At 61.9% G+C, this 19,999-nt stretch carries 20 protein-coding genes; 12 read left to right on the top strand and 8 right to left on the bottom strand.

Annotated features, from left to right (window positions below):
• Positions 1–363: 363 nt before the first annotated feature.
• Positions 364–1,830 (bottom strand): hypothetical protein, encoded by a 1,467-nt coding sequence (locus ACLFKU_RS39085; protein ID WP_410852763.1) that lies wholly within the window; start codon positions 1,828–1,830, stop codon positions 364–366.
• 970 nt (positions 1,831–2,800) lie between these two features.
• On the opposite strand from ACLFKU_RS39085, the gene ACLFKU_RS39080 reads away from it, so the two are divergent.
• From ACLFKU_RS39080 to ACLFKU_RS39060, 5 genes are all read left to right on the top strand, one after another.
• Positions 2,801–4,036 carry a hypothetical protein gene (locus ACLFKU_RS39080; protein ID WP_410852762.1) on the top strand — a complete coding sequence of 412 codons (1,236 nt, stop codon included), beginning with the start codon at positions 2,801–2,803 and terminating at the stop codon, positions 4,034–4,036.
• 581 nt (positions 4,037–4,617) lie between these two features.
• The gene (locus tag ACLFKU_RS39075) at positions 4,618–4,953 is read left to right on the top strand and encodes an ArsR/SmtB family transcription factor (RefSeq protein WP_410852761.1); all 336 of its coding nucleotides are present in this window, start codon (positions 4,618–4,620) and stop codon (positions 4,951–4,953) included.
• Positions 4,946–5,425, top strand: coding sequence for an SRPBCC family protein (locus tag ACLFKU_RS39070; protein WP_368582668.1), 480 nt, complete (start codon positions 4,946–4,948; stop codon positions 5,423–5,425). The genes ACLFKU_RS39075 and ACLFKU_RS39070 overlap by 8 nt, the downstream gene beginning before the upstream one ends.
• Before the next feature lie 119 nt (positions 5,426–5,544).
• Positions 5,545–5,973, top strand: coding sequence for a VOC family protein (locus ACLFKU_RS39065; RefSeq protein WP_368582667.1), 429 nt, complete (start codon positions 5,545–5,547; stop codon positions 5,971–5,973).
• Positions 5,974–6,104: 131 nt separating this feature from the next.
• On the top strand, positions 6,105–6,353 hold the full coding sequence (locus tag ACLFKU_RS39060) for a hypothetical protein (RefSeq protein ID WP_368582666.1): 249 nt from the start codon (positions 6,105–6,107) through the stop codon (positions 6,351–6,353).
• A gap of 29 nt (positions 6,354–6,382) precedes the next feature.
• Here ACLFKU_RS39060 and ACLFKU_RS39055 read toward each other — a convergent pair whose 3' ends face one another.
• From ACLFKU_RS39055 to ACLFKU_RS39045, 3 genes are all read right to left on the bottom strand, one after another.
• Positions 6,383–6,667 (bottom strand): hypothetical protein, encoded by a 285-nt coding sequence (locus ACLFKU_RS39055; RefSeq protein ID WP_410852760.1) that lies wholly within the window; start codon positions 6,665–6,667, stop codon positions 6,383–6,385.
• Between the two features lie 138 nt (positions 6,668–6,805).
• A complete protein-coding gene (locus tag ACLFKU_RS39050) occupies positions 6,806–7,132 on the bottom strand; it encodes a DUF190 domain-containing protein (RefSeq protein WP_018433711.1) in 327 nt (108 codons plus the stop codon).
• Between the two features lie 165 nt (positions 7,133–7,297).
• Positions 7,298–8,080: an ABC transporter substrate-binding protein gene (locus ACLFKU_RS39045; protein WP_410852759.1), complete on the bottom strand. Its 783-nt coding sequence runs from the start codon at positions 8,078–8,080 to the stop codon at positions 7,298–7,300.
• A 279-nt stretch (positions 8,081–8,359) separates the two neighbouring features.
• On the opposite strand from ACLFKU_RS39045, the gene ACLFKU_RS39040 reads away from it, so the two are divergent.
• The 7 genes from ACLFKU_RS39040 to ACLFKU_RS39010 are packed head-to-tail and all read left to right on the top strand — an operon-like array spanning position 8,360 to position 13,912.
• Positions 8,360–8,887, top strand: a complete 528-nt coding sequence (locus ACLFKU_RS39040) for a Na+/H+ antiporter subunit E (RefSeq protein WP_410852758.1) — start codon at positions 8,360–8,362, stop codon at positions 8,885–8,887.
• The gene (locus ACLFKU_RS39035; RefSeq protein WP_176378568.1) at positions 8,880–9,140 is read left to right on the top strand and encodes a monovalent cation/H+ antiporter complex subunit F; all 261 of its coding nucleotides are present in this window, start codon (positions 8,880–8,882) and stop codon (positions 9,138–9,140) included. The genes ACLFKU_RS39040 and ACLFKU_RS39035 overlap by 8 nt, the downstream gene beginning before the upstream one ends.
• Before the next feature lie 3 nt (positions 9,141–9,143).
• Positions 9,144–9,386 (top strand): hydrogenase subunit MbhD domain-containing protein, encoded by a 243-nt coding sequence (locus ACLFKU_RS39030; RefSeq protein ID WP_018433708.1) that lies wholly within the window; start codon positions 9,144–9,146, stop codon positions 9,384–9,386.
• A gap of 3 nt (positions 9,387–9,389) precedes the next feature.
• On the top strand, positions 9,390–9,734 hold the full coding sequence (gene mnhG / locus ACLFKU_RS39025) for a monovalent cation/H(+) antiporter subunit G (protein ID WP_410852757.1): 345 nt from the start codon (positions 9,390–9,392) through the stop codon (positions 9,732–9,734).
• Positions 9,731–10,432, top strand: a complete 702-nt coding sequence (locus ACLFKU_RS39020; RefSeq protein WP_410852756.1) for a Na(+)/H(+) antiporter subunit B — start codon at positions 9,731–9,733, stop codon at positions 10,430–10,432. Before mnhG ends, ACLFKU_RS39020 begins: the two co-directional genes overlap by 4 nt.
• 16 nt (positions 10,433–10,448) lie before the next feature.
• On the top strand, positions 10,449–10,823 hold the full coding sequence (locus ACLFKU_RS39015) for a sodium:proton antiporter (RefSeq protein ID WP_410852755.1): 375 nt from the start codon (positions 10,449–10,451) through the stop codon (positions 10,821–10,823).
• On the top strand, positions 10,817–13,912 hold the full coding sequence (locus ACLFKU_RS39010) for a complex I subunit 5 family protein (protein ID WP_410852754.1): 3,096 nt from the start codon (positions 10,817–10,819) through the stop codon (positions 13,910–13,912). The genes ACLFKU_RS39015 and ACLFKU_RS39010 overlap by 7 nt, the downstream gene beginning before the upstream one ends.
• Before the next feature lie 93 nt (positions 13,913–14,005).
• On the opposite strand, the gene ACLFKU_RS39005 is transcribed toward ACLFKU_RS39010, so the two are convergent.
• The 4 genes from ACLFKU_RS39005 to ACLFKU_RS38990 all read right to left on the bottom strand — a co-directional run bounded on the left by ACLFKU_RS39005 (position 14,006) and on the right by ACLFKU_RS38990 (position 19,845).
• On the bottom strand, positions 14,006–14,677 hold the full coding sequence (locus ACLFKU_RS39005) for a hypothetical protein (RefSeq protein ID WP_410852753.1): 672 nt from the start codon (positions 14,675–14,677) through the stop codon (positions 14,006–14,008).
• A gap of 27 nt (positions 14,678–14,704) precedes the next feature.
• Positions 14,705–16,186, bottom strand: coding sequence for a cytochrome-c peroxidase (locus tag ACLFKU_RS39000; RefSeq protein WP_410852752.1), 1,482 nt, complete (start codon positions 16,184–16,186; stop codon positions 14,705–14,707).
• 121 nt (positions 16,187–16,307) lie between these two features.
• Complete coding sequence (locus tag ACLFKU_RS38995) at positions 16,308–18,707, bottom strand: alkaline phosphatase family protein (protein WP_410852751.1); 2,400 nt, start codon at positions 18,705–18,707, stop codon at positions 16,308–16,310.
• A 523-nt stretch (positions 18,708–19,230) separates the two neighbouring features.
• Positions 19,231–19,845, bottom strand: a complete 615-nt coding sequence (locus ACLFKU_RS38990; RefSeq protein WP_410852750.1) for a PQQ-binding-like beta-propeller repeat protein — start codon at positions 19,843–19,845, stop codon at positions 19,231–19,233.
• Positions 19,846–19,999 lie beyond the last annotated feature (154 nt).

The following is a 19,999-nucleotide window of genomic DNA, read 5'->3' as shown; positions in this document are numbered from 1 at the left end:
CAACGGTGCCACCCAGCGCTCTCCACTCGACTGATTGATTGCGAGAGCGCAATGCGGCTCTATACTCTCTGCTGCAGATTCGTCGCACGTCGAACCTGCATTTCGCGTTTCCACACAGCCTCGGTCGAACAGCGACATCCGCATTCGACAGTGATCGGCCCAACAAGGGACCTTCGATCACGCTTGCACGGGGACGTTCGAGCGTCGGCTATACCCCGGTAACGAGCGTTAACGTTGGATGATGAGCATCAACGGAAGGCAGCAATAGGGCCGACTTTTGGGCCGCCCTATTGGCTACCTTCAGAGCGCACGATACGGTTTGAACGCCTCTCGCAACTCAGGAAACATCCCGTCAGGTCGAGTTCAACGGTCGTCGCTATCGCGACCCGTAGACGCCGGCCGAGGTGGGTTGACGGTGTTGGCGGCACCCGTCAACACCCAGGCTCGCTGACTAGGCGCGAACCGAGGTGCCAGCAAACCGTCGTTGATTTCGCGCGTCACGGCAAAGCGACGGAACGAAGTCGCTGGTAAGAACAGGCGGGAATTGTCCGAGAACCCATCGCTGGCAGTATCGACGTCTCCCTCGCTTGCGGATATGACGCCGTCGCCATTGGTATCGACCCGTCTGACTTCGGCCACATAGGCGTCATACAGGCGCTGCGGGAACGGCGTGCCATGCTCGAACGATGCCAATCGCACATAGGTGTCCAGGTAGATTTCGTGAGCCAGCCCGCTCGGGATGAAGCGTTGGCGGTATTCCCGCTGGTTATCGACATCCGCATCGAAGCGGTCGGGGTCGCGCGGACCCGCACCACCGAGCGGAGCCGCATTGTTCGGATCGTCACCGTAGTCGATCGGACTGTTCTTCACGCCTGCGGGTCCCGAGCCCGGAATCAATGAGGACAGCGCGCCAAGTTTGCCCGCCTCAAAGGTACCGGGGATACCGCCGGTAAAAGGCAACTCGTAGGGTGGATGGGTCCAGTTGGTGGTGTAGTTGAATTCCCAGTAGCCGTGACAATCAGACTGCTGCATGCAGTTGACCGCCCCCATGCTTAGCTGGATCGGCACGATATTGGTCTGGCGGTCAGGGAAGTGGTCGTAAGCGTCGGGCAAGTGCGGTGCCTTGCCATCCATTGTGAACAGCCGGCCTGGGAGGTTGTTGTGGGTACCCATCGCCTGCAAGGCGGCCGCGTCCGCGCTTGTCATCGTGCCGAACTGGGCGTGTCCGTCGGGTCGGGGCGGTGCGATATCCGGCACTCGCAAATCGTGGATCATCCAGCCCTCGTACCAACCGCTTTCGTTGTTGATCACAAACAGATACGAGAGGTCGGTAAAGACATCGATGAAGGCGCGAACGTTGTTCGGATCGGTGGGCAACCCAGGTTTCGGTTCAACCACGAGACGCACCGCACCGATGGTTGGCAAACCGCAGTCAGCGCCAGTTGCCGTCAGCATCGCCTTGTCGTTGATGCCCGGGAATCGTGCGGTGAACGGATTTGGTTCGAATCCTGTCGTGGACAGCAGGTAATACTGGAATAGCTGGCTCGGTTTGTCGGCCTCGGCGAAGGCCTGAATGGGCAAGTAGGAATGGGGCCGCTCGGCCATCCTTTCGAGAATGTCCTGCAGCGGATCCGGCAGGTTCGCGATGTCGCCGCGCTGGCGCACCAGCGCACCGTCGGCGGCGGCGTTCGGATTCGGGTGGCAAGGTGCCGGCGGCTGTTCCGCGCACGCCTCGCCTGCGGCCAACGCGGCGATGAACGCGGCAACGGACAGGCTGGCAGCACGAGAACCCAGTGGCCTGAAGCTGCGGGGCTTGAATAACGATTTCATGATTCCTCCTCGGGTTGACCCGCTTAGACGGACAGATCTGCAGTTAGCTAATGATGTGTGGCTTGACCTCCATTGAAAGTGACTGGCAGTGTGGCGATCGTCGGGGCAGCGGGTCGCCCGTCAGGGAGCGTGACGCTGCCTCGCGGTAGGCAAGCCGCGATGCGATGTGGCTGGGTGAAATCGGCAAATCGGATGCCGAGAGATACGTGTGGAATAAACGGGTTGGAGGAAGAGATATTCCGGGCGCTGCTAAGAATGCGGCAACTGCGTCGTCATCGCATCCGGACTATTTGGCTATGTATGGGCGCGCTCCATGACCGAGCAAACTTATGAAGCAAGCGCATATGAAGCGCTTGGCCTATTAGCCGCAACATCCGGCAATGGCCGTTCGTGTCGCTGAACGCGGGATGTCGGATCATCGCTGTTCGAGAGGAAGCTGTCGTTGAGGCGACGGAGCTTCGACCGACGGTAGTGGCTCAATCTGAGCCGATCGAATCGGGCAGAATTCGACCAGCATGCGACGCTCACCACATGGATCGATGGGCATTCAAGTGGCGCAGGCTTCTCTATAACGGCCATCCAGTCGATTTGCCCAATTTTCATACTGGACTTCCGTAAAGCCGAAATGGCGTTGGCGCGTGCTGCGAGTACCCCATCACCATGACATCCAGCGCCCAACAGCGATCGCCTAGGGAGCCGGCCGTTGCAGATGCCAAACCGGGCAATGGCAGCGGCCCTGATTTAGCGAATCGAAAAGGCGCCGCAAAAGCGGAGGATGACTTTTCATATGCATTTTTATTGGTTTCCCTACTCTAAACCTACCTATAGATTGGGCGCTCATACGCTTTTAAAAAACTAACACACGCTCAATATGTTCAATAGACGTCTAATAGCGCTTACCGTACTCCCATTCATCCTGGATGCGTGCGGAGGAGGAGTCAGTACGAATAGTGCGGACAGCCAAAACCCGTTGGCGACACCGGACCAACTGGCAGCAGAGACCCTCGCGATCACTGCGGTTGCGGACCCTTCCGTCATTGCGGCAAAAGCCACCTTGAAAGCCAATTGGCTGGCAGCAGCTCGTGCAACCGGCGGGGTATCGAGTGAGGCGTTGACGAATATTGATCAGGCCGTGGATGAGGATGTTTTCTCTTTGGCGCTAGCGATTGCCGCGGGCGATGCCAGCGCCCCGAAGGTGATATCAATTCTGGCGGCCCCGCACAATTGGTACGGAATGAACGTGCCAGGATCGCGGACCACATTTGATAACCCGGACACCATATATCGCCGCATTCCGATTGACCCTGCGTCGAGCTACGTCTTGACGGGAAAGGTCCACGAGCAAAAGCCAGTCGATTTCAATTTCAGCGTCTACAGCGGCGCAAACGCAACGCTGTCCAATTTGCCGGGCGACCAGCTCGCCACCAACGCGGACGGCAGTTACGTCATTAACGCCAGCACGACCTCAACGGGGAATGGGAATGCCATCCCGCTCGTTTCGGGAGCCGCGTCGATCTTCATTCGAGATACGATCACCGAATGGGGGGTGCAACAGTTCAACAGCCTGGCGATACAACGGGTCCCGTCCGTCTCGGCGCAACCGCTATCCGCTCAAGCGATCGCTCAGACCCTTGCCGCGACGCTGCGGACTCCGGCTGCCGCCGTGTCTTTCGCTTCCTTCAATGCGCTGGGATATGCCCAGCCTGTCAACACGCTTCCAGCGCCATCACTTGGCGGCACGGGCGGACGCCTCGCAAACCAGGCGGCGACCTACTCCACTTTTCAGCTTGCCGATGATGAAGCACTGGTCGTGAACGTCCACCTCGGCGGGGCCAAATACTTCATCGCCCCGGCTTATGGACGGTGGCAGATCACGACCGACTATATCAATCACACCCAGACGTTGAACAACGCGCAAGCGGTGGCGAACCCGGATGGCACCTACACGTTCGTGGTATCCCCGACAGACCCGGGCGTTAGCAACTGGGTCGATACGGTAGGTCTGCATCAGGGCTTTCTCAACCTGCGCTGGCAAGGATTGCCGGCGACACCCGCGCCACACGGGCCTTCGGCGACAGCCCAACTCGTGAAGATCAGCGACCTCCGGACCGTTCTCCCCGCGACAACGAAGTACGTCACGGCGGCAGAACGACAAGCTCAGTTGGCCGCGCGCGCCGCGAGTTATGCATCGCGATACGCACCTTGATGGCTTCGCGTTGGCGCCAGTGAGCCCTTGGCGGCAACGCGAAACGATGTACGGTGCCCCTTCTGTGGTAATGGCTGTTGCCATTATGTGCAGCAGCGAACAAAGATTCCTTTTTCCATCTCAGTTCCCTTCCAATTCTGTTCGTCGTTACGTTCTGGCCTCACCATACATGCCCTCGGGGCGAAGCTGTCTTACGCGACATGTCTTCGCGGAACCAGACCTGGTGCAACAGACCGCTCTCGGTATAGCTGCCGATCCGAGCACGCATGAGGACTTCCAAGGCAGGACTGTGATTAGGGAGCTTCTGGCTCGATTCAGAAAACTCTGTGTCGCGCAGTAGGGGTTTTCCGCTTCTTGTGCTATGGCTTGTCGAGTCGATAGCACCCTGAAGATTGCTGCAGCGCACACTGAATTTCTCAAATGCAGCAGACCTTGTTGTCTCCGAACAGCGTTTTCGCCGATGCCGCAGACTTTGTTGCGCGCACCGATAGTGGGACCCACGAGGCTTCCCCACTCTCCTTGACATGCAAGCAATCTCTTGCCTATAGTAAATGCAACAGATCACTTGCCTATAGCCGTTCATGGCCGAGCTTCCCGACGACACAGACCTGCTGTTCAAAGCCCTCGCCGATCCGAGCCGGCGCAAGCTGCTGGACGTGCTGCACGCGCACGACGGCCAGACCCTGAACGACCTGTGCGAGCACCTCGACATGACGCGGCAAGGCGTCACGCAGCATCTGGGCCTGCTGGAAGCGGCGAACCTCGTCGTGACGGTACGCAGCGGGCGCGAAAAATTGCACTTCCTCAATCCGGTGCCGCTGCAGCAAATCTACGAGCGCTGGATTGCCAAGTTCGAAAAGCCGCGCCTGAAGGCGCTCTCTACCCTGAAACGACGCCTGGAGAAAGGCAATGACTAGATCCACATTCGTCTACGTGACCTATATCCGCACCACGCCGGAACAGTTGTGGTCGGCACTCACCGACGCGGAGTTCATCAAGCAGTACTGGTTCGGCATGCACTGCGATAGCGAATGGACGGCGGGCTCGTCGTGGAAACTCGTGTCGAGCGCGGGGGAGACTTTCGACGCGGGCGAGATCATCGAGGCTGTGCCGCCGCGGCGCCTCGTGATTCGCTGGCGGCATCAGAAGCGGCCCGAGTTGCAAGCCGAAGGCGATTCACGCTGCACTATGGAACTCGAACCGAGCGGAACGGCGGTCAAGCTGACGCTCACGCATACGATCGAGCGCGATCAGTCGAAGTTCATCGAAGCGGTGTCGGGCGGCTGGCCGAAGATCATGTCCAACCTCAAATCGCTGCTGGAAACCGGCTCCATCGCGTTGCAGGAGGCATATCCGGCCAATGGCGGCAGTCATGCCGCGAAGGCATGAAGCGGAGGGTACACTGAAGAGCAGCAGGTGTCGCGTGCTCACAGGTTCGATAGCCGATCGTCCGCGAAATCACGCTGATAGAATCGTCTGCCTACCCTCGCCCGTCTCAGGGAATCAGCATGGAAATCCAACCCTATCTGTTCTTCAATGGCCGTTGTGAGGAAGCCATTGCGTTCTATCGTTCGGCGCTCGGCGCGCAGGAGTTGCTGAAGCTGCGCGCGAAAGACGCGCCGCCCGATCCCGCTCGCCCGGTCGCGCCCGAACACGCCGACAAGATCATGCACGCGACGCTCGTCATCGGTAACACGCACGTGCTGATGTCGGATGGCGATTGCCGCGGCGGCGATACCGTGCACGCGGGCTTCAGCCTGTCGGTCACCGCCGACGACCAGGCATCCGGCGAGAAATATTTCAACGCGCTGGCGGACGGCGGACAGATCACGATGCCGTTCCAGCAGACCTTCTGGACCAGTGGCTTCGGCACGTTGATCGACCGCTTCGGCGTGCCGTGGATGGTCAACGTGCGGCACGAGGAGCCCGCGGCATAGCCTTTGGAGCGGGCCTCCACTGAGCCGCCTGCTGCGCGCGGTTCCGCGTCCCGTTCTATTGAGCGCACGAGCCCCGAGCGCATGGAACGGCGCATGCTGCTCCGAAAGCGAACCAGCCAGGAGAACCGTCGATGCAGGAAGTTCATCTCCACCGCGGCTTCACCATCACCGTGCTCGTCGAGGACGACCCGGCCGGCGGTTCGTCGATCACCACGCGAATCGATCGCACCGATACCGACGCTCGCGACCTCGAAGCCTGGACCGCTCCGCGTCATGCGCGCTCCGCGCTGCGCGGCAAACCCGCGATCGGCGAGGCCGTCGACAATGCCCAGCGCGCGATCGACTCAGCATTGGGCGACCCCGATCCGTTGGACGAATAGTTAGGCCATGCGCCCCGTCCGAGCGACGCTTACTGCGTCGCGGACGCCCCGCTCGCCGGCGTGCTGTGGACCGCCGCGGCGGCGCTCGCGGCGGGCGACGCGCTCGCTGCCGCGCCCGCCTCGCCATTCGCGCGATTCGCCGCGTCGCTATCGCCCGGTGTGCCACGCGGGCTCGCCGAATTGCTCATGACACCGCTGCTCATCTGGCCCGTCGAGATGCGGCCGTTCTCGGCCGAGCGCTTGCAGCCGGATGCGCCCGCCATCAACGCAATGGCCGATAGCGCGATCAGCATGTTTGTCGCAGCTTGTCGCATGATTCGCTCTCCTTGGGATGACTCCAGTAGCGAAGCATTCGACATGCCCATCACAGCCCTGTGCGGCTGCATGCCCGCGCGCGTACGCGGACCAGGTCGAGAAAACGAGGTTCGGGACCTGCCATCGGGGCCGGCCGTTCAAGCCCCGTCGTCCTCTCCGACGACGCCGAACTCGGCCGTCGTTTTCACGTAGAACAGATGCAAACCCTCAGCGCGCAGACGATCGAACAGCCGATCGGCTTCGTCGCTCGTCACCGCCATCACGACGGACAACGGTTGATCGGCAAGCTCGAAGAAGTGCGCGGAGTGAATGCGATGATGATGGCCGATGCCTTCGCAAGCCGGAATCACGGTCGCGCCGCGCAGGCCGAGTTCGCTCGCGAGACGCACGAGCCAGTCGGCAAGCGGCTTGCCATGATGGCTGCGCCCCTGCTGGGTGAAGAACGTGATCTGAAAGCCCTGCATGTCAGTGCCTCCCCAATGCGGGTCGGGCCGGATGAAGCGGCGCTTGCAGCCGATTCGGGCATACCGGCTCGCCACATCACGGCTCAGGAAGGTCATGACACCAGTTTAGATGTCGGGCCGCGCGAGTGCCAGGTCCAGGCTGGCCACTTGCAGCGCGGTCCCGGCTCACTGACCGTACACGTCGAAGTCGAAATACTTTTTCGCAATGCGGTCGTAAGTGCCATCCGCGCGGATATCGGCAATGGCTTTGTCGATCTTTTCCTGCAGATCGATATCTTCTTTACGCAAACCAATCGCCGTGCCGCTGCCGAGCGTTTTCGCGTCGTAAAGCGGATTGCCGGCAAATCCGAAGTCCTTGCCGCGCGAGGTGCGCAGAAAGCCGATATCGGCTTGCACCGCGTTCTGCAATGACGCGTCGATACGGCCGGCGAGCAAATCCGAATACACCAGATCCTGATCCTGATACGGCACGATCACCGCGCCGGCCGGCTCCCAATACGTCTTCGCGTAGGTTTCCTGAATCGAGCCCTGCTCGACGCCGATGCGCTTGCCCTTCAGCGCTTCCGGCGTCGGCTCGATCGGCGAGCCCTTCTTCGCGACGAGACGCGTCGGAATGCGGAACACCTTCGACGAGAACCCGATCTGCGCCTGACGCGCGGGCGTCATCGACATCGTCGACAACACGCCGTCGAATTTGCGGCCTTTCAGCGCGGGAATCATGCCGTCGAACGAATTCTCGACCCACACGCATTTCGCGTTGAGCCGGCGGCAAATCTCATTGCCAAGATCGATATCGAAGCCGACGAGCTTGCCGTCGGCGGCTTTCGATTCGAACGGCGGATAGCTCGCGTCGACCCCGAACCGCACGGTCGACCATTCCTTGGCGATTGCGCTTCCGGACGATACGGCCAGCAGTGCAATCGTCAGGGTGGCCAGCATGGCTTTCATTGTTGCTCCTTATCGGTTTTTTGATGAATTCAAACAGGCGGCACACCGTTATACGCGGGCCCCGAGAAACCCGACATTCGACCGTGTTCCGGCGATCCGCACAAATTCATTAAAAAAATCAATTCATGCGGGCGGCGCATAGCTTTGGATCGGGCTTCGGCGGGCAAACAGCCCTATCGTGGTCCTTTTTCAATAAACGAGCGTCGATCGGCATCGGGTTTGATTTGCCATAAATTGTCACTTAGAATTTTCCGCACGGCCTCCTTAGGAACCGATGACATGGCTTCGAACAACGGAAAACCGGTGTCGTCGTTCGTTCCTCGGGAAATGGCCGGCCTCTGGGTCGTCCTGTTCGTCATCTGGATGGTCGCGAATGCATCGCTCGCGATCGAACCCGCTCTCGTCGGTCTCGTCATTACCTTCGTCATCGCGCGTGTCTTCGTTTCGTCGAGCGAAGCATGGCAGCGCCTACGTCTAACGCCAGCGGCGCCGTATCACTTCGCCGCGTATAGCGTGACCTTCATCGTCGAGCTCGTACGCGCCAATCTGAATGTGATGGCGCTGGTGTACTCGCCGCGTATCGACATCAAGCCCGGCATCGTCAAGGTTCGCACTCGCCTCCAAACACCGCTCGGCCGTCTCGCGCTCGCCAATTCGATTGCGCTCACGCCGGGCTCGCTCGTGATGGACATTCGCGACGACATACTTTTCATTCACTGGCTCGACGTGAAGACGGCTGATATCGACGAAGCGACCAGGACACTCGTCGCACCGTTCGAAAAGCATCTGGAGAAAGTCTTTGGCTGAGATCATGCTCCGGATCGCCGGCGTGCTGATCTTGTTCGCGATCCTGTTCGGCGTGATCCGTCTCGTGATCGGCAAGACACTCGTCGACCGCATCGTCGCGATCGACGTGCTGACGGTCATCTCGCTGTCGCTGATCGCGCTGTATGCGCAGTTCTCCGGTCGTTTCGTCTATATCGACGTGGCACTCGTGTATGCACTGCTGAGCTTTCTGGCGGTGCTGGCGATTGCGCGCTTTCTCGAAAGGGGGCTGTGAACGATGCTCGAACTGCTCCTGCTGCTGATGTGCGCGAGCATCCTCGTGAGCGGAGTGCTGGCCGTCTGCCTGAAGAATCTGCTCGCCGCGATGGTGAGCTCGGGACTCGCGAGCCTGTTCGCGGCGGTCGCCTTCCTGCTGCTCGCCGCGCCGGACGTCGCGATGGCCGAAGCCGCGATCGGCTCGGGACTCACGACCTTCGTCTTTCTGTACGCGATCCGCAAGACCGGCTATCAGAAGGGCTAGCGCATGTTCGAATTGACCGGCAGCGTGTTCATCTTGTTGGGCGCCGTCTTTCTGTTCTCTGCCGGCCTCGGGCTGCTGCGCATGCCGGATGCGTATACGCGCATTCAGGCCGGCACCAAGGCGTCGACGCTCGGCAACATGCTCGTGCTGATCGGCCTCGCGTTCTACCACCCGAGTTGGACCTTCCGCCTGATTCTGCTGATCTACTTCGTGCTCGTGACCAACCCGGTGTCCTCGCATGCGCTATCGCGCGCCGCCTGGCTGATCCGCACGCCGATGACCCCATCCACGATCACCGACGCGCTCGCCGACGAAGACGCACGCACCGCCGGGAAGGCCGAATCATGATGCGTCGCGTGTTCGCGCTGCTGACGGTGCTGCTGTTCGCGGTCGTGTTCTGGCGGATCGTCGGCGGCTATGCGGAGTTGCAGGGGCTGCGCCCGCTCGCGTGGTACTACGTCGTCAGAGGGCCGCTCGAACTCGGCGCGCCGAACATCGTGACCGGCATCCTGATCACGTTTCGCGGCTTCGACACGCTCGGCGAAGTCGCGGTGCTGTTCATGGTCGCGGCGAGCGTCGGCATGCTGCTGAAAGAGGAAAGCGCAACACCCACCGCTGCGCCGGACGAAGCTGCGCTTGCGCGCCGGCCCGCCGGCGAGATCGTACATACCGGCAAACAGGTGCTGCTGCCGATGATCTTCACCTTCGGCGGCTACGTGATCGTCAACGGCCATCTGTCGGCGGGCGGCGGCTTCCAGGGCGGCGCGATCGTCGCATCCGCGGTGATGCTGATGCTGCTCGCGCGGCCCCGCTCGACGCTGAACGTGGCGCTGCTGAGCGTCGTCGAGTCGCTCGCGGGCGTGCTCTACGTTTGCATCGGCATTCTGGGCCTCGTGCTCGCGGGCGGTTTTCTCGACGCGCGCTTTCTGCCGCGTGGCCAGTTCGGCGCGTTCTTCAGCGCCGGCGCGATCCCGCTGATTTCCACGCTGCTCGGTGTCAAGGTCGGCGCGGAGCTTAGCGTCATCATCGACCGGTTCAGAAGCTGAACGAAAAGGAGAGCGCATGAGCACCGGCATCCCGGTTTCGAAGATCCTGCTGATCACGGGTTTCTGCCTTTCCTTGATCGGCCTGTGGGGCATGCTGACCCACCGCAATATCCTGCGCATCATCATCGGCTTCGCGGTGATCGACACGGGCCTGCACATCGTGATGGTCGCGACCGGCTACATCACGGGCGGCACTGCGCCGATCATCGATGCGGCGCTCAGCAAATCCGCGGCCGCGCACCGCGCGATCGATCCCGTTCCATCGGCGCTCGTCGTCACAGCAATCGTGATCGGGCTATCGGTCACCGCCATCATGCTGTCGTTCGCAATCCGTCTCTACGCGGCCAAGAAGACGCTCGCCATCGACGCCTTCACCGAGTCGAAATGGTAGCCGCGCTGTTCCATCCGTTGCAGATCTTCATTCTCGGGCTCGGCGGCGGCTTCGTCATTCCGCTGCTGTATCGGCTCGGCAAGCCGTGGCTCACGCTCGGCTTCTTCATCGCGCTGTGCGGAATCGTGCTGGTCTCCGGGGTGTCGTTCTACGGCCTGCTCGACGGCGGCGATACGATCGAAGTGCTGACCGCGGGTGCGCTGCCGCCGGTGTCGATCAATCTGCGCTTCGGCTTGTGGGAAGGCTTCTTCACGTTCAGCGTCAACGTGGTCGCGCTGCTCGGCGCCTTGCATCTGTGGGACCGACTGCGCGGCAACTACGCGGCGTTGCTGCTGTACCTGATTCTGGTGATGGGCATCGACGGCATGGTGATGACCCGCGACCTGTTCAACCTGTTCGTGTTTCTCGAGATCGTGTCGATCGCGACATACGGCCTGTTCGGGCTCGAGCGCACGCCCGCCGCGCTCGCCGCCGCGTTCAAGTACATCCTCGCGACCGTGATCGCGTCGACCCTGTTCCTGCTCGGCGCGGTGCTGCTCTACTACGTGAGCGGCACGCTGAACATCGACGAATTGCTGTCGCTGCGCGAGCAGATCGGCGGCCCGATCGGCACGGCCGCGATTCTGCTCGTGTTCGCGAGTCTAGTGATCGAACTGAAGCCGTTTCCGGCCAACGGCTGGGGGCTCGACGTCTACGAGACCGCGCCGAGCGGCGTCGCCGCGATGGTATCGGTCGGCGTGTCGGCGGGCGTGTTCTTCGCGCTGCTGAAACTGCTGCCGCTTTTCGACGGCCAGCTGACGCTTCTCGCCGTGTCGGGCGGCGTCACGTTTCTGTTCTCGAACCTGCTCGCGATCAAGCAGACGAAGCCGCAACGCGTGCTCGGCTATTCGTCGATCGGGCAAATGGCGCTATTGATGCTTTCGCTCGCGTTGCTGCGCCAGGTCGGCGCGGACGCATCGATCCCGCTCGTCGTCGGCGGCCTCTTCATCAACCATCTGTTCGCGAAGGCGGGGCTGTTCTGGCTGAACGGCGTGCTGCGGCGGCATGGCGACGACGCACGCGCGATCCTGTCGCGCAGCCCGTTGCTGATCGGCCTGCTCGGCCTCTTCCTGGTGGCGATCGCGGGACTGCCGCCGTTCCCCGGCTTCTGGGCGAAGTGGGAACTCGTAATGCGCCTGACCGCCGCCGGCAAGCCGTACTGGATCGTGCTGATCCTGAGCGGCTCGCTGCTCGAAGCGGGTTACATGTTCCACTGGTTCGTGCGCGCGCTGGCGCCGTCCGGTGTCGAGGCCAAAGCGCGCCCGAACCTCGCCGCGCTGCTGCCGCTGTTCGGCGTCGCCGTGCTGCTGATCGCGGCGGCCTATATGGCGGCCGTGTTCTCGGGCGTCGCGTCGGCGTGGATCTTCTCGCCGCTCGCGGCGGGCGCGCTGTTCTATGCGGCCGATCGTCTGCCAGGGCGCGTGAAAGGCGTGCTCGCGGTGATCGCGATTGGATTGATCGGCAGTCTGCTTTGCGAGGGCGCGGGCCGTATCGCCGGGCTGTTCGCCTGGCTGCTGCTCGCGGGCAGCCTCGTGATCGCCGCGGCGAGTCTCTATCGCGACGATGCGCGCCCCGGCTTCTATCCGATGCTCGTCGTGCTGTCGCTGTCGATTCCAGCGCTGCTGCGCTCATCGACGTCGCTCGAATTCTTCTATAGCTGGGAAATCATCACGCTGTCGTCGTGCTTCCTGATCGCGAAGTGCCGGCGCGCGGGCCCGCACGTGCTGACCTTCCTGCTGTTTTCGCTGCTGGCGGCGTTCTTCCTGCTGGCGGGCTTCGCCAACGTCGCGGTGATCGACGACACCATCGCACTATCGGCGCTGATCCATTCGGGACCGGAAGCGAACCACGCGTTCGTGCTGCTCGCGGCCGGCTTCCTGATCAAGGCGGGCGCGATCGGCGTGCACGTATGGCTGCCGGGCGCCTACACCGAAGCGGAAGACGACGTGACCGCGATGCTGTCGGCGGTGGTCAGCAAGGTCGCGATGTTCGGCCTGCTGATCGGCACCTATCTGACGATACGCTCGGAGGTCGGCCTCGAACTCGCGCACGTGATGACATGGATCGGCATGCTGACGACGCTATTCGGCGCGCTGATGGCATTGCGGCAGAACGACTTCAAACGCATGCTCGCGCTGTCGAGCATGAGCCAGACCGGCTATATCGTCACCGCGATCGGCCTGATGAGCCATCTCGGCTGGGTCACCGCGCTGTACCTGGTCGCCAATCACATGTTCGTGAAGGGCATCCTGTTCCTCGCGCTGGCGGGTGTGATCTTGCGCACCGGCACGCGCAACTTCGCCGATGTGGGCGGTCTCGCGCGCGAGATGCCGCTGACGTTCGCGATGGTCGTGATCGCGCTCGTGTCGATGTCGGGCCTGCCGCCGCTGATGGGCTTCGGCGGCAAATGGCTGTTGTTGAGCGCGATGATCGACAAGGGCTGGTTCGGGCTCGCCGTGTGCGGGCTGCTCGCGACCTGCGCCGGCTTTCTGTACATGCTGCGACTGTTGAACGGCGTTTTCCTGAAGCCGCGCCCGCCGCAGCGGCCACAGGTGCGCGAAGCGCCGGTGATGCTGCTGGTGCCGCAGTTCCTGTTCGTGGTCGGAATCGCGATCCTGTCGTTCTTTCCAAAGGTGTTGCTCGAACCGGTATCCGCCGCGATCGATCCGCAGTTCGCCGCGACACTGGTATGGGGCGGCATGTCGCTCGAAAGCATCTACGGGTTCTGGAATCCGACGCCGGTCGTGATCGTCGTGCTGATCGTCACCGCGATCGTGTTTGGACTCGGTGCGCTGTACTACCGCAGCCGCCGCGGCAACGCGCGCAACGCTCCGGACTTTTACCACTTCTATCGGCCCATGCTGAGCCGCACGGTGCCGCCGGTCGCGCAGATTTTCTGGCGCGGCCTATCGCATTTCGCGCTCGCGGCGGCGGCACGGATACGGCGCGTCTATACCGGCAACGGGCAGACCTACGCGCTCTACGTGCTGCTGTATTTTCTCGTGATCTATTTTGCTAGCACGGGATTGAGTTCAGCGGGGACGCCATAGCGGTGCGGGTGGTCCCGGCGCGGCGGCATGGGAGCCGCCGCGCATGAGGTTCCGCGCGATCCAGTCGTGCGCACCCCGTTGGAAACTCAACGATCAGCGAACGAAATATTCTTCCGCTACCCAGCCGTCCTTGGTCAGGCGCACGCCCTCGCGCAGCTGCATGGTGCCGGCGCCTTCTATCACACGCGCCACCATCGGGAACACTCGCTGGAACTCGGATGTCCTGGCAAAAGGCGCCGGGTCGATCTTATAGGTGTAGAGCACCGAGGTCCTGGTCTCGCCGTCGCGGGTCACGGGCGGCTCCCAGCCCACCACCTTGTCCAAAGACAGCGTAGCCACGCATAGATCGGCGTCGTGCGCGAGGGTCTTCCCGGGCGTCGCCACCACCACCGGATTGTGCAGGTAGAACTTCCTGCCTTCGTCGGTCAGCACATACTCGCGTCCCGGAGCCTCGATCCTGGCTCCGTCCTCGCCAGTGCGCTCGACCATCATCGCGGTGCTCTTGACGAGGCCCAGCTTTTCCATCACCGGCAATTGCACCGCATCGCGGGAATGCGTGACCACGGCGTCCTGATCGGCCACGTGGATGGGCCAATCGTATTTCGCCACGCACAGGTGGCCGCGGTCGGCGAGGTAGTGCGTGATGGTGTTGGTGAAGTTCTCCGCGGAAGGTTCGGTCTTGTTCTGGCAACCGCCCAACAAGAACGCCGCCGTCAGGGAACACGCAATGGCAGTGCCGCGCACCGCATTCGAAAAATGCATCATCGTGGATAGTTCAAGTATTCAGAAGGATCAATTCACGCAGCTACCGCTCGTGGGCTGCGTTGCGGGAGCGTGGTAGCCATCGCTCAAGGTATTCAGGAAACAGATCACGTCCTGCACGTCCTGATCCGACAGTTGCGGCGCCGAATGGACAGCACGCGGCTGCGCACCGTTCAACGCGGTGGTGCCGCCCGCGTCGGTCTGGCCCTGCCCCAGCGGCAGTTCCTCGTCGATATTGCCCTGGTAGGCGGCCGGCAGATCGTTGAACATATTCACCGTCGCGCCCGCTGCATAGGTGGGTTGCAGCGCATAGCTGGGGTTGCTGGTCAGTTTGGTCGAATCGCCACCCGTGGACGGATACCAGTACTCAGGGTTGGTGTCGCGTGTGTTGTAGAAACGAACCACCTGCTCGAGCGAGTGGAACACGCCGTTGTGGAAGAACGCGTTGCGCGCGGCGACGTTGCGCAGCGTAGGCACCTTGAAGCGGCCGCAATACGGATCCGGGTTGTTCACGCCCGTAAAGGGGTCCGGGCCGGCGCCGCTGGTGGCCGAAAGCGGTGTGTGGCTGTCATAGCTGCCGTTATTGATCGGGCCGCACAGTCCCATGTCGTAGTAGCTCGCGTTCAGGTTGGCCGCGATGGGGTTCGGATTGTCCGGGATCGACGCGTCGTTGCGCGGCGCGCCGATCGCCTGATAGGTGAAGTCGGTCCCCAGCGCGTTCGAGCCGTTGAAGTTCGCGCCCATGAAATGACAGGCCACGCAGCCGGCTCCGTGATCGGTGTCGTTGAACAGGTTCATTCCGCGAATTTCGGCTGGCGTCAATGTTCCGCCGATCTTGTTGTTCGCATACAGGTCGAACTTGCTGGAATACGGCGCAAAGCTCGGGTCCTCATTCTGGAAGGCCTGCAGCGCGAGTCCGATGTCCTGGAACGCGGTGTCCGTATCGCCGAACACGGCCGGGCCATACACCGCCGTGAACTTTGCGGCATATGCGGAGTTCTTCACCGCCTGCACCACCGCGTCCTTGGAGGCGTTGTTCATCTCGATGGGATTGAGGAGGGGCAGCGCTACCTGATCGGCCAGCGTCTTGCCGCGGCCGTCCCACATGAACCCGCCGCCCGGCGCGTTCGCCGTGATGCCGTCCGGGTTCGAAGCATTGTCGTCGTAGGCCGGCGTCATAGCCTTGTAGCGCAGCGAAGGAACCGCGCGCAGGCCTTCCGATACGCCATCGGAACCGAGCTGCACAGCCAGGCTGTTGGGCGGGCCGTAGGCGAACGCCGGATCGTGGCAGGACGCGCATGCCTGGTTCTTGCCGCCAGACAGGTTCTTGTCGAAGAACATTTGCTCACCGATCTGGGCCGCCGCGCTCAGTGTGCTCGTAGGCGCCGACCCCGGGGACCCCGTCGAGCCCGTGCCGGCGTCAGTCGAGGACGACTGCGACGAACCCCCGCCCCCGCAAGCGGCCAATGTTGACAAGATGACATACAGCGCCCCCGCATAAACCTTGCGCATCGCTACTCCCCGGCTTTGTTCGATAAAACGGCCGGCGGGGGAGCGGCCGAACCACTCCCCCGCGCAGGCTACTGCTTGATGAATGGCACGCTTGCGCGTGCTTACCCTTTAGTACTTTTTATTACTTCGCTGCCCACAGGTTCTTCTGGGTAGCGTCGGGACCGACTTGCGCCGGATCGTTGACGTCACCCGTCTGGAACCTCTGCGTGTAACCGGCCGGAATCACATAGGCGTGGTTCATCGGACGAACCGCGTCGTAGTGCGTATCGGCGCTGCCAGCGTATTCAGGCAGGTTGGCGATGTTCTGCGCAATGTACGATTCCGTGTACTTCGAACGGTTGGCGTACGAAGTCGGAACACCGGGGTCGGCCAGTTGGAACATGTCCTGCAGCGTGCGCACGAACGAGAAGTGGCTATACGTATCGCTGTCGGCGACGCCCTTCGGCGCGGTGCCGACGTCTTGCTGGTTGGTCATCAGCACAAAGATCGAGTTGCCGTGACCCTTGTTGCCGTTGCCGTACTTCGCCTGAACGGGGGTCCAGGTGCCGTCCGCGTTCTGCATCTGCGTAGCCTTGCCACCCACGTCCCAGCCACAGCACGAGCTGCCGGCGCCGTTGGACGCGCCATTGCCTTCGTCGAACATGACCACGATGGCAACGTTGCGCTGCTTGTTCTGCCACAGCGGCGAAGCCTTGATCTCCTGCACCACCGCGTTGGTGTAGAAGTCGGCGCGGGTCAACAGCGAGTGAGCCGGAACGGTACCCGAGGCGGTCGTGCTGTCCTTACAGGTGCCGTCGCTGCCGGTGCCGTGCAAGTCATCGCACTGGTCGGGCATGATGAAGTTCAGCGTACCGACGTCGCCCTTGGCCAGGTCGGTGCTGAACTGGTCGACGTTGTAGCCGGTCGGAACCTTGTAGAGCGTCGTGCTGGTCAGGTCGGCCGCGTTGGTGTAGTACTGGGTACCGAAGATCGTGCGGTTGTTCGCGTAGAACTCCGGCTGGTTACGCACGTTCTGATAGGCCATGCCCGGATGGTGCTTGGTCTTGTAGAGCGAGCCGGGCATGGCGAACGGCGTGCCCGTCACGGTGATGCTGCCGTCGGTCTGGTTATAGGCCTGCGAGATACCCGTGTCACCGAGGCTGTCGGCGCGCGGATCCTGACCCGGGTTCATGGATTCGCTGTAGGTACGCCACGTCAGGCCCGCGTTCGAAATCTGCGTGAACAGGTTCGGCGCGTTCATGATGTTGTGGTTGGCAACGGAGCCGGTGCCATCCGTTGAGCACGCCTGGTTGGCGGCTGCCGTGTAATTGGACAGCAGCGATCCAACGGCCACGGTGGCGCCGCCCGCGGTGGTACCGATAATCGGGTCGTTCGGCGTCAGCGCAACGTGGGCCGGCAGCGGTTGGCCGTCGGAAGCGGTGCCGCCGGCGAAAGGCTTGTCCGTCGGGGCGGTGGTGCCGGTGGCGGCGCAACCCCACCAGTTGTCGTCGCCGATACCGAAGTCGTCGGCGCCGCCCAAGGCGGTGTAGTTCGGCTCGGACGGGCTGCCGGTCGCGAAGTAGGTCGAGAAGTAGTTGCCGTTGGTGATCATCGAGTTGACCGCCGGCATGTACGCCGAACCCTTGACGCGGTTCGTGCTGCTGTTCTCCAGCATGATCACGAAGATGTTGTCGTAACGCGGAATCGCTTCGACGTTGAACGCAGCCTGCTGGGCTTGTGCGAAGGTGATCGCCTTACGCGCATCCGTCGGGATGGTCTCGCCAGCGGTGATGCCCGAAACGCTTGCCAAGGTGGGATCGCCTCCGGCAACGGCCAGCGCGTCAGGGTACTTGTCGCCACGATCGAGCTTCGTGGTCGCGTACGTGTAGCGGTTGATCAGTGCGTTTTGTTCGAACAGCACGGCATACTGCTCGGCGCCGGACAGAGTGTTGACGTCGGCCAGGACGTCGGCGGCAGGAACCGTCACCGACGCGTTGTTGAACGCCGGGCCCGACAGACGAGTCGACAGATTGGCCTTCTCCGCCGCGTACTTGGTGCCGTTGGCTTCGACGAGCCGCTGCACTTCGCTCGACAACGGGCTGATCACCACCTTGCCGGCGCCCTGGTCGGCGATCTGGTCGGCCGAAGCGCGCAGGATCAGGTGGCTCGCGACCTTCGCGCCCGATGCCGTGTTGGTGGCCGAGGTCGTGATGTCAGCGACGAGCGGACCCGAGGCGGTCGTGGTCAACGAGAAATGGCCGTTGGCGTCGGTTTTCGCCGAGGCTTCGCCGTTGTCGAGCACACCGTTGCCATTGGCATCGACGAACACGGTGGCACCGGCGTAGTAGCCGGCCTTCAGGTTCGGGTTACCGGTCGCGCTGCCCGGGACGAAGGCAGCTGCGGCGACCACGCCCGAGTAGGTCGTGCTGGCGTTGTTGTTGGGAGCGGGGCTGTCCGAATTTCCGCCGCAAGCTGCGAGCACGCAGGCAGCGGCAACGGACGTTAGACAAAGCGCTGGACGCATTTTGTGATGCGATGACATTTGGAGAACCCTGTGTGAGTTGTTTCGGCAACCGCTTCTTTTATCGGGGGCAACACTTAGTAAAACGAGCGAATAATATGAAGGGATTGTGTAAAAAGTATGTCTGCCCACGATAAGGATTAGCGTGACAACCCGACTTGGTTCAGTTCACGACGTCTTGCGAAAAGCCGCAATGCACGGGCAAGCGGTAAAAATGTTCCCGATTCCGCGCTACTGTTGATAAACACTCGAATGCTTCGCGTGCGTGGTGCAGCATCGTGTGTGTGGCAGGCTGGGCTTAGGGTTCGGCCGCGGCGCGGATGGCATCATCCGCCTCGCGTGAGCCGAACCAATGCACAAAGGTTTGAAAAAAAGATGCCTTTTCAGGCAAAGACGCCGTCGCAGGAAGACGGACGACCAGCGCGATAAGAGTAACGAAAAGAAATATTTCGCTTTTCTTACTATCGATGAATTACGTTATCGACGAGTACAAATAAGCCAAATACCAGCACCAATAACGACGCCGGGCGATTCAAGTAATGACTCACTCGCTCGTAGAATCGACCGTCAATTGCGAACCGCTATCTCGCGCGGGTCGCTGCACGACACGAACGAGCCCGCTGCCGCCGCCGCCGCAGAAGAACAGATCCGCGCCGTTCGATTCGAGTCCGGAAATCCCAGCGCCGGCCGGCATCTCGACGCTCTCGAGCACCTCGCCGCTGCGTGGATCGATATGCCGCAGTTCGCTCTCGTCATCTTCCCACGTGCCATGCCATAGCTCGCCGTCGACCCACGTAATGCCGGTCACGAAGCGATTCGATTCGATCGTGCGCAACACCGCGCCAGTGTCCGGATCGACCTGATAGATTTTCCGCTCGGGATACTGACCGACCCACAGCGAACCCTCGGCCCAAGTCAGGCCGGAGTGGCCGCCGTCGCCGGGCGCCGCGATCGTCGACAGCACACGGCCGCTCTGCGGATCGATCTTCTGGATGCGGCCATTCGCGATCTGGAACAGGTGCTCGCCGTCGAAGGCCGTGCCCGCGTCGGCGGCAACCGCGATCGAGCGCAGCGTCTCGCCGCTCGCCGGATCGATCGCGTCGAGCCGTTCGCCGGTCGCGATCCACACCAGCCGGCCGTCATAAGTGACCCCGTGCACTTTATCGACGCCCGTAAAGGGCCCATATTCGCGGTAATGCCGTTCAGTTAAGACCTGAACGGCATTTTTGTTTTTAGGGTTGGAGTTGTAAACAGAACGGCAAGCTGTTAACTTTGGTCGCGATGCTGAGCGACCACCTTACCTTCCTGCTCGA

It is taken from the genome of Paraburkholderia sp. EG304, from assembly GCF_046543485.1.
GTDB lineage: Bacteria > Pseudomonadota > Gammaproteobacteria > Burkholderiales > Burkholderiaceae > Paraburkholderia > Paraburkholderia youngii.
The sequence above is the reverse complement of the archived record's forward strand: the minus strand, read 5'-3'. Positions and strand labels throughout refer to the sequence as shown.

Coding starts and splice junctions, on each gene's coding strand:
- ACLFKU_RS39085 (WP_410852763.1), bottom strand. CDS start 1,830: ATGAAATCGTTATTCAAGCCCCGCAGCTTCAGGCCACTGGGTTCTCGT.
- ACLFKU_RS39075 (WP_410852761.1), top strand. CDS start 4,618: ATGGCCGAGCTTCCCGACGACACAGACCTGCTGTTCAAAGCCCTCGCC.
- ACLFKU_RS39070 (WP_368582668.1), top strand. CDS start 4,946: ATGACTAGATCCACATTCGTCTACGTGACCTATATCCGCACCACGCCG.
- ACLFKU_RS39065 (WP_368582667.1), top strand. CDS start 5,545: ATGGAAATCCAACCCTATCTGTTCTTCAATGGCCGTTGTGAGGAAGCC.
- ACLFKU_RS39060 (WP_368582666.1), top strand. CDS start 6,105: ATGCAGGAAGTTCATCTCCACCGCGGCTTCACCATCACCGTGCTCGTC.
- ACLFKU_RS39055 (WP_410852760.1), bottom strand. CDS start 6,667: ATGCGACAAGCTGCGACAAACATGCTGATCGCGCTATCGGCCATTGCG.
- ACLFKU_RS39050 (WP_018433711.1), bottom strand. CDS start 7,132: ATGCAGGGCTTTCAGATCACGTTCTTCACCCAGCAGGGGCGCAGCCAT.
- ACLFKU_RS39045 (WP_410852759.1), bottom strand. CDS start 8,080: ATGAAAGCCATGCTGGCCACCCTGACGATTGCACTGCTGGCCGTATCG.
- ACLFKU_RS39040 (WP_410852758.1), top strand. CDS start 8,360: ATGGCTTCGAACAACGGAAAACCGGTGTCGTCGTTCGTTCCTCGGGAA.
- ACLFKU_RS39030 (WP_018433708.1), top strand. CDS start 9,144: ATGCTCGAACTGCTCCTGCTGCTGATGTGCGCGAGCATCCTCGTGAGC.
- mnhG (WP_410852757.1), top strand. CDS start 9,390: ATGTTCGAATTGACCGGCAGCGTGTTCATCTTGTTGGGCGCCGTCTTT.
- ACLFKU_RS39020 (WP_410852756.1), top strand. CDS start 9,731: ATGATGCGTCGCGTGTTCGCGCTGCTGACGGTGCTGCTGTTCGCGGTC.
- ACLFKU_RS39015 (WP_410852755.1), top strand. CDS start 10,449: ATGAGCACCGGCATCCCGGTTTCGAAGATCCTGCTGATCACGGGTTTC.
- ACLFKU_RS39010 (WP_410852754.1), top strand. CDS start 10,817: ATGGTAGCCGCGCTGTTCCATCCGTTGCAGATCTTCATTCTCGGGCTC.
- ACLFKU_RS39005 (WP_410852753.1), bottom strand. CDS start 14,677: ATGATGCATTTTTCGAATGCGGTGCGCGGCACTGCCATTGCGTGTTCC.
- ACLFKU_RS39000 (WP_410852752.1), bottom strand. CDS start 16,186: ATGCGCAAGGTTTATGCGGGGGCGCTGTATGTCATCTTGTCAACATTG.
- ACLFKU_RS38995 (WP_410852751.1), bottom strand. CDS start 18,707: ATGTCATCGCATCACAAAATGCGTCCAGCGCTTTGTCTAACGTCCGTT.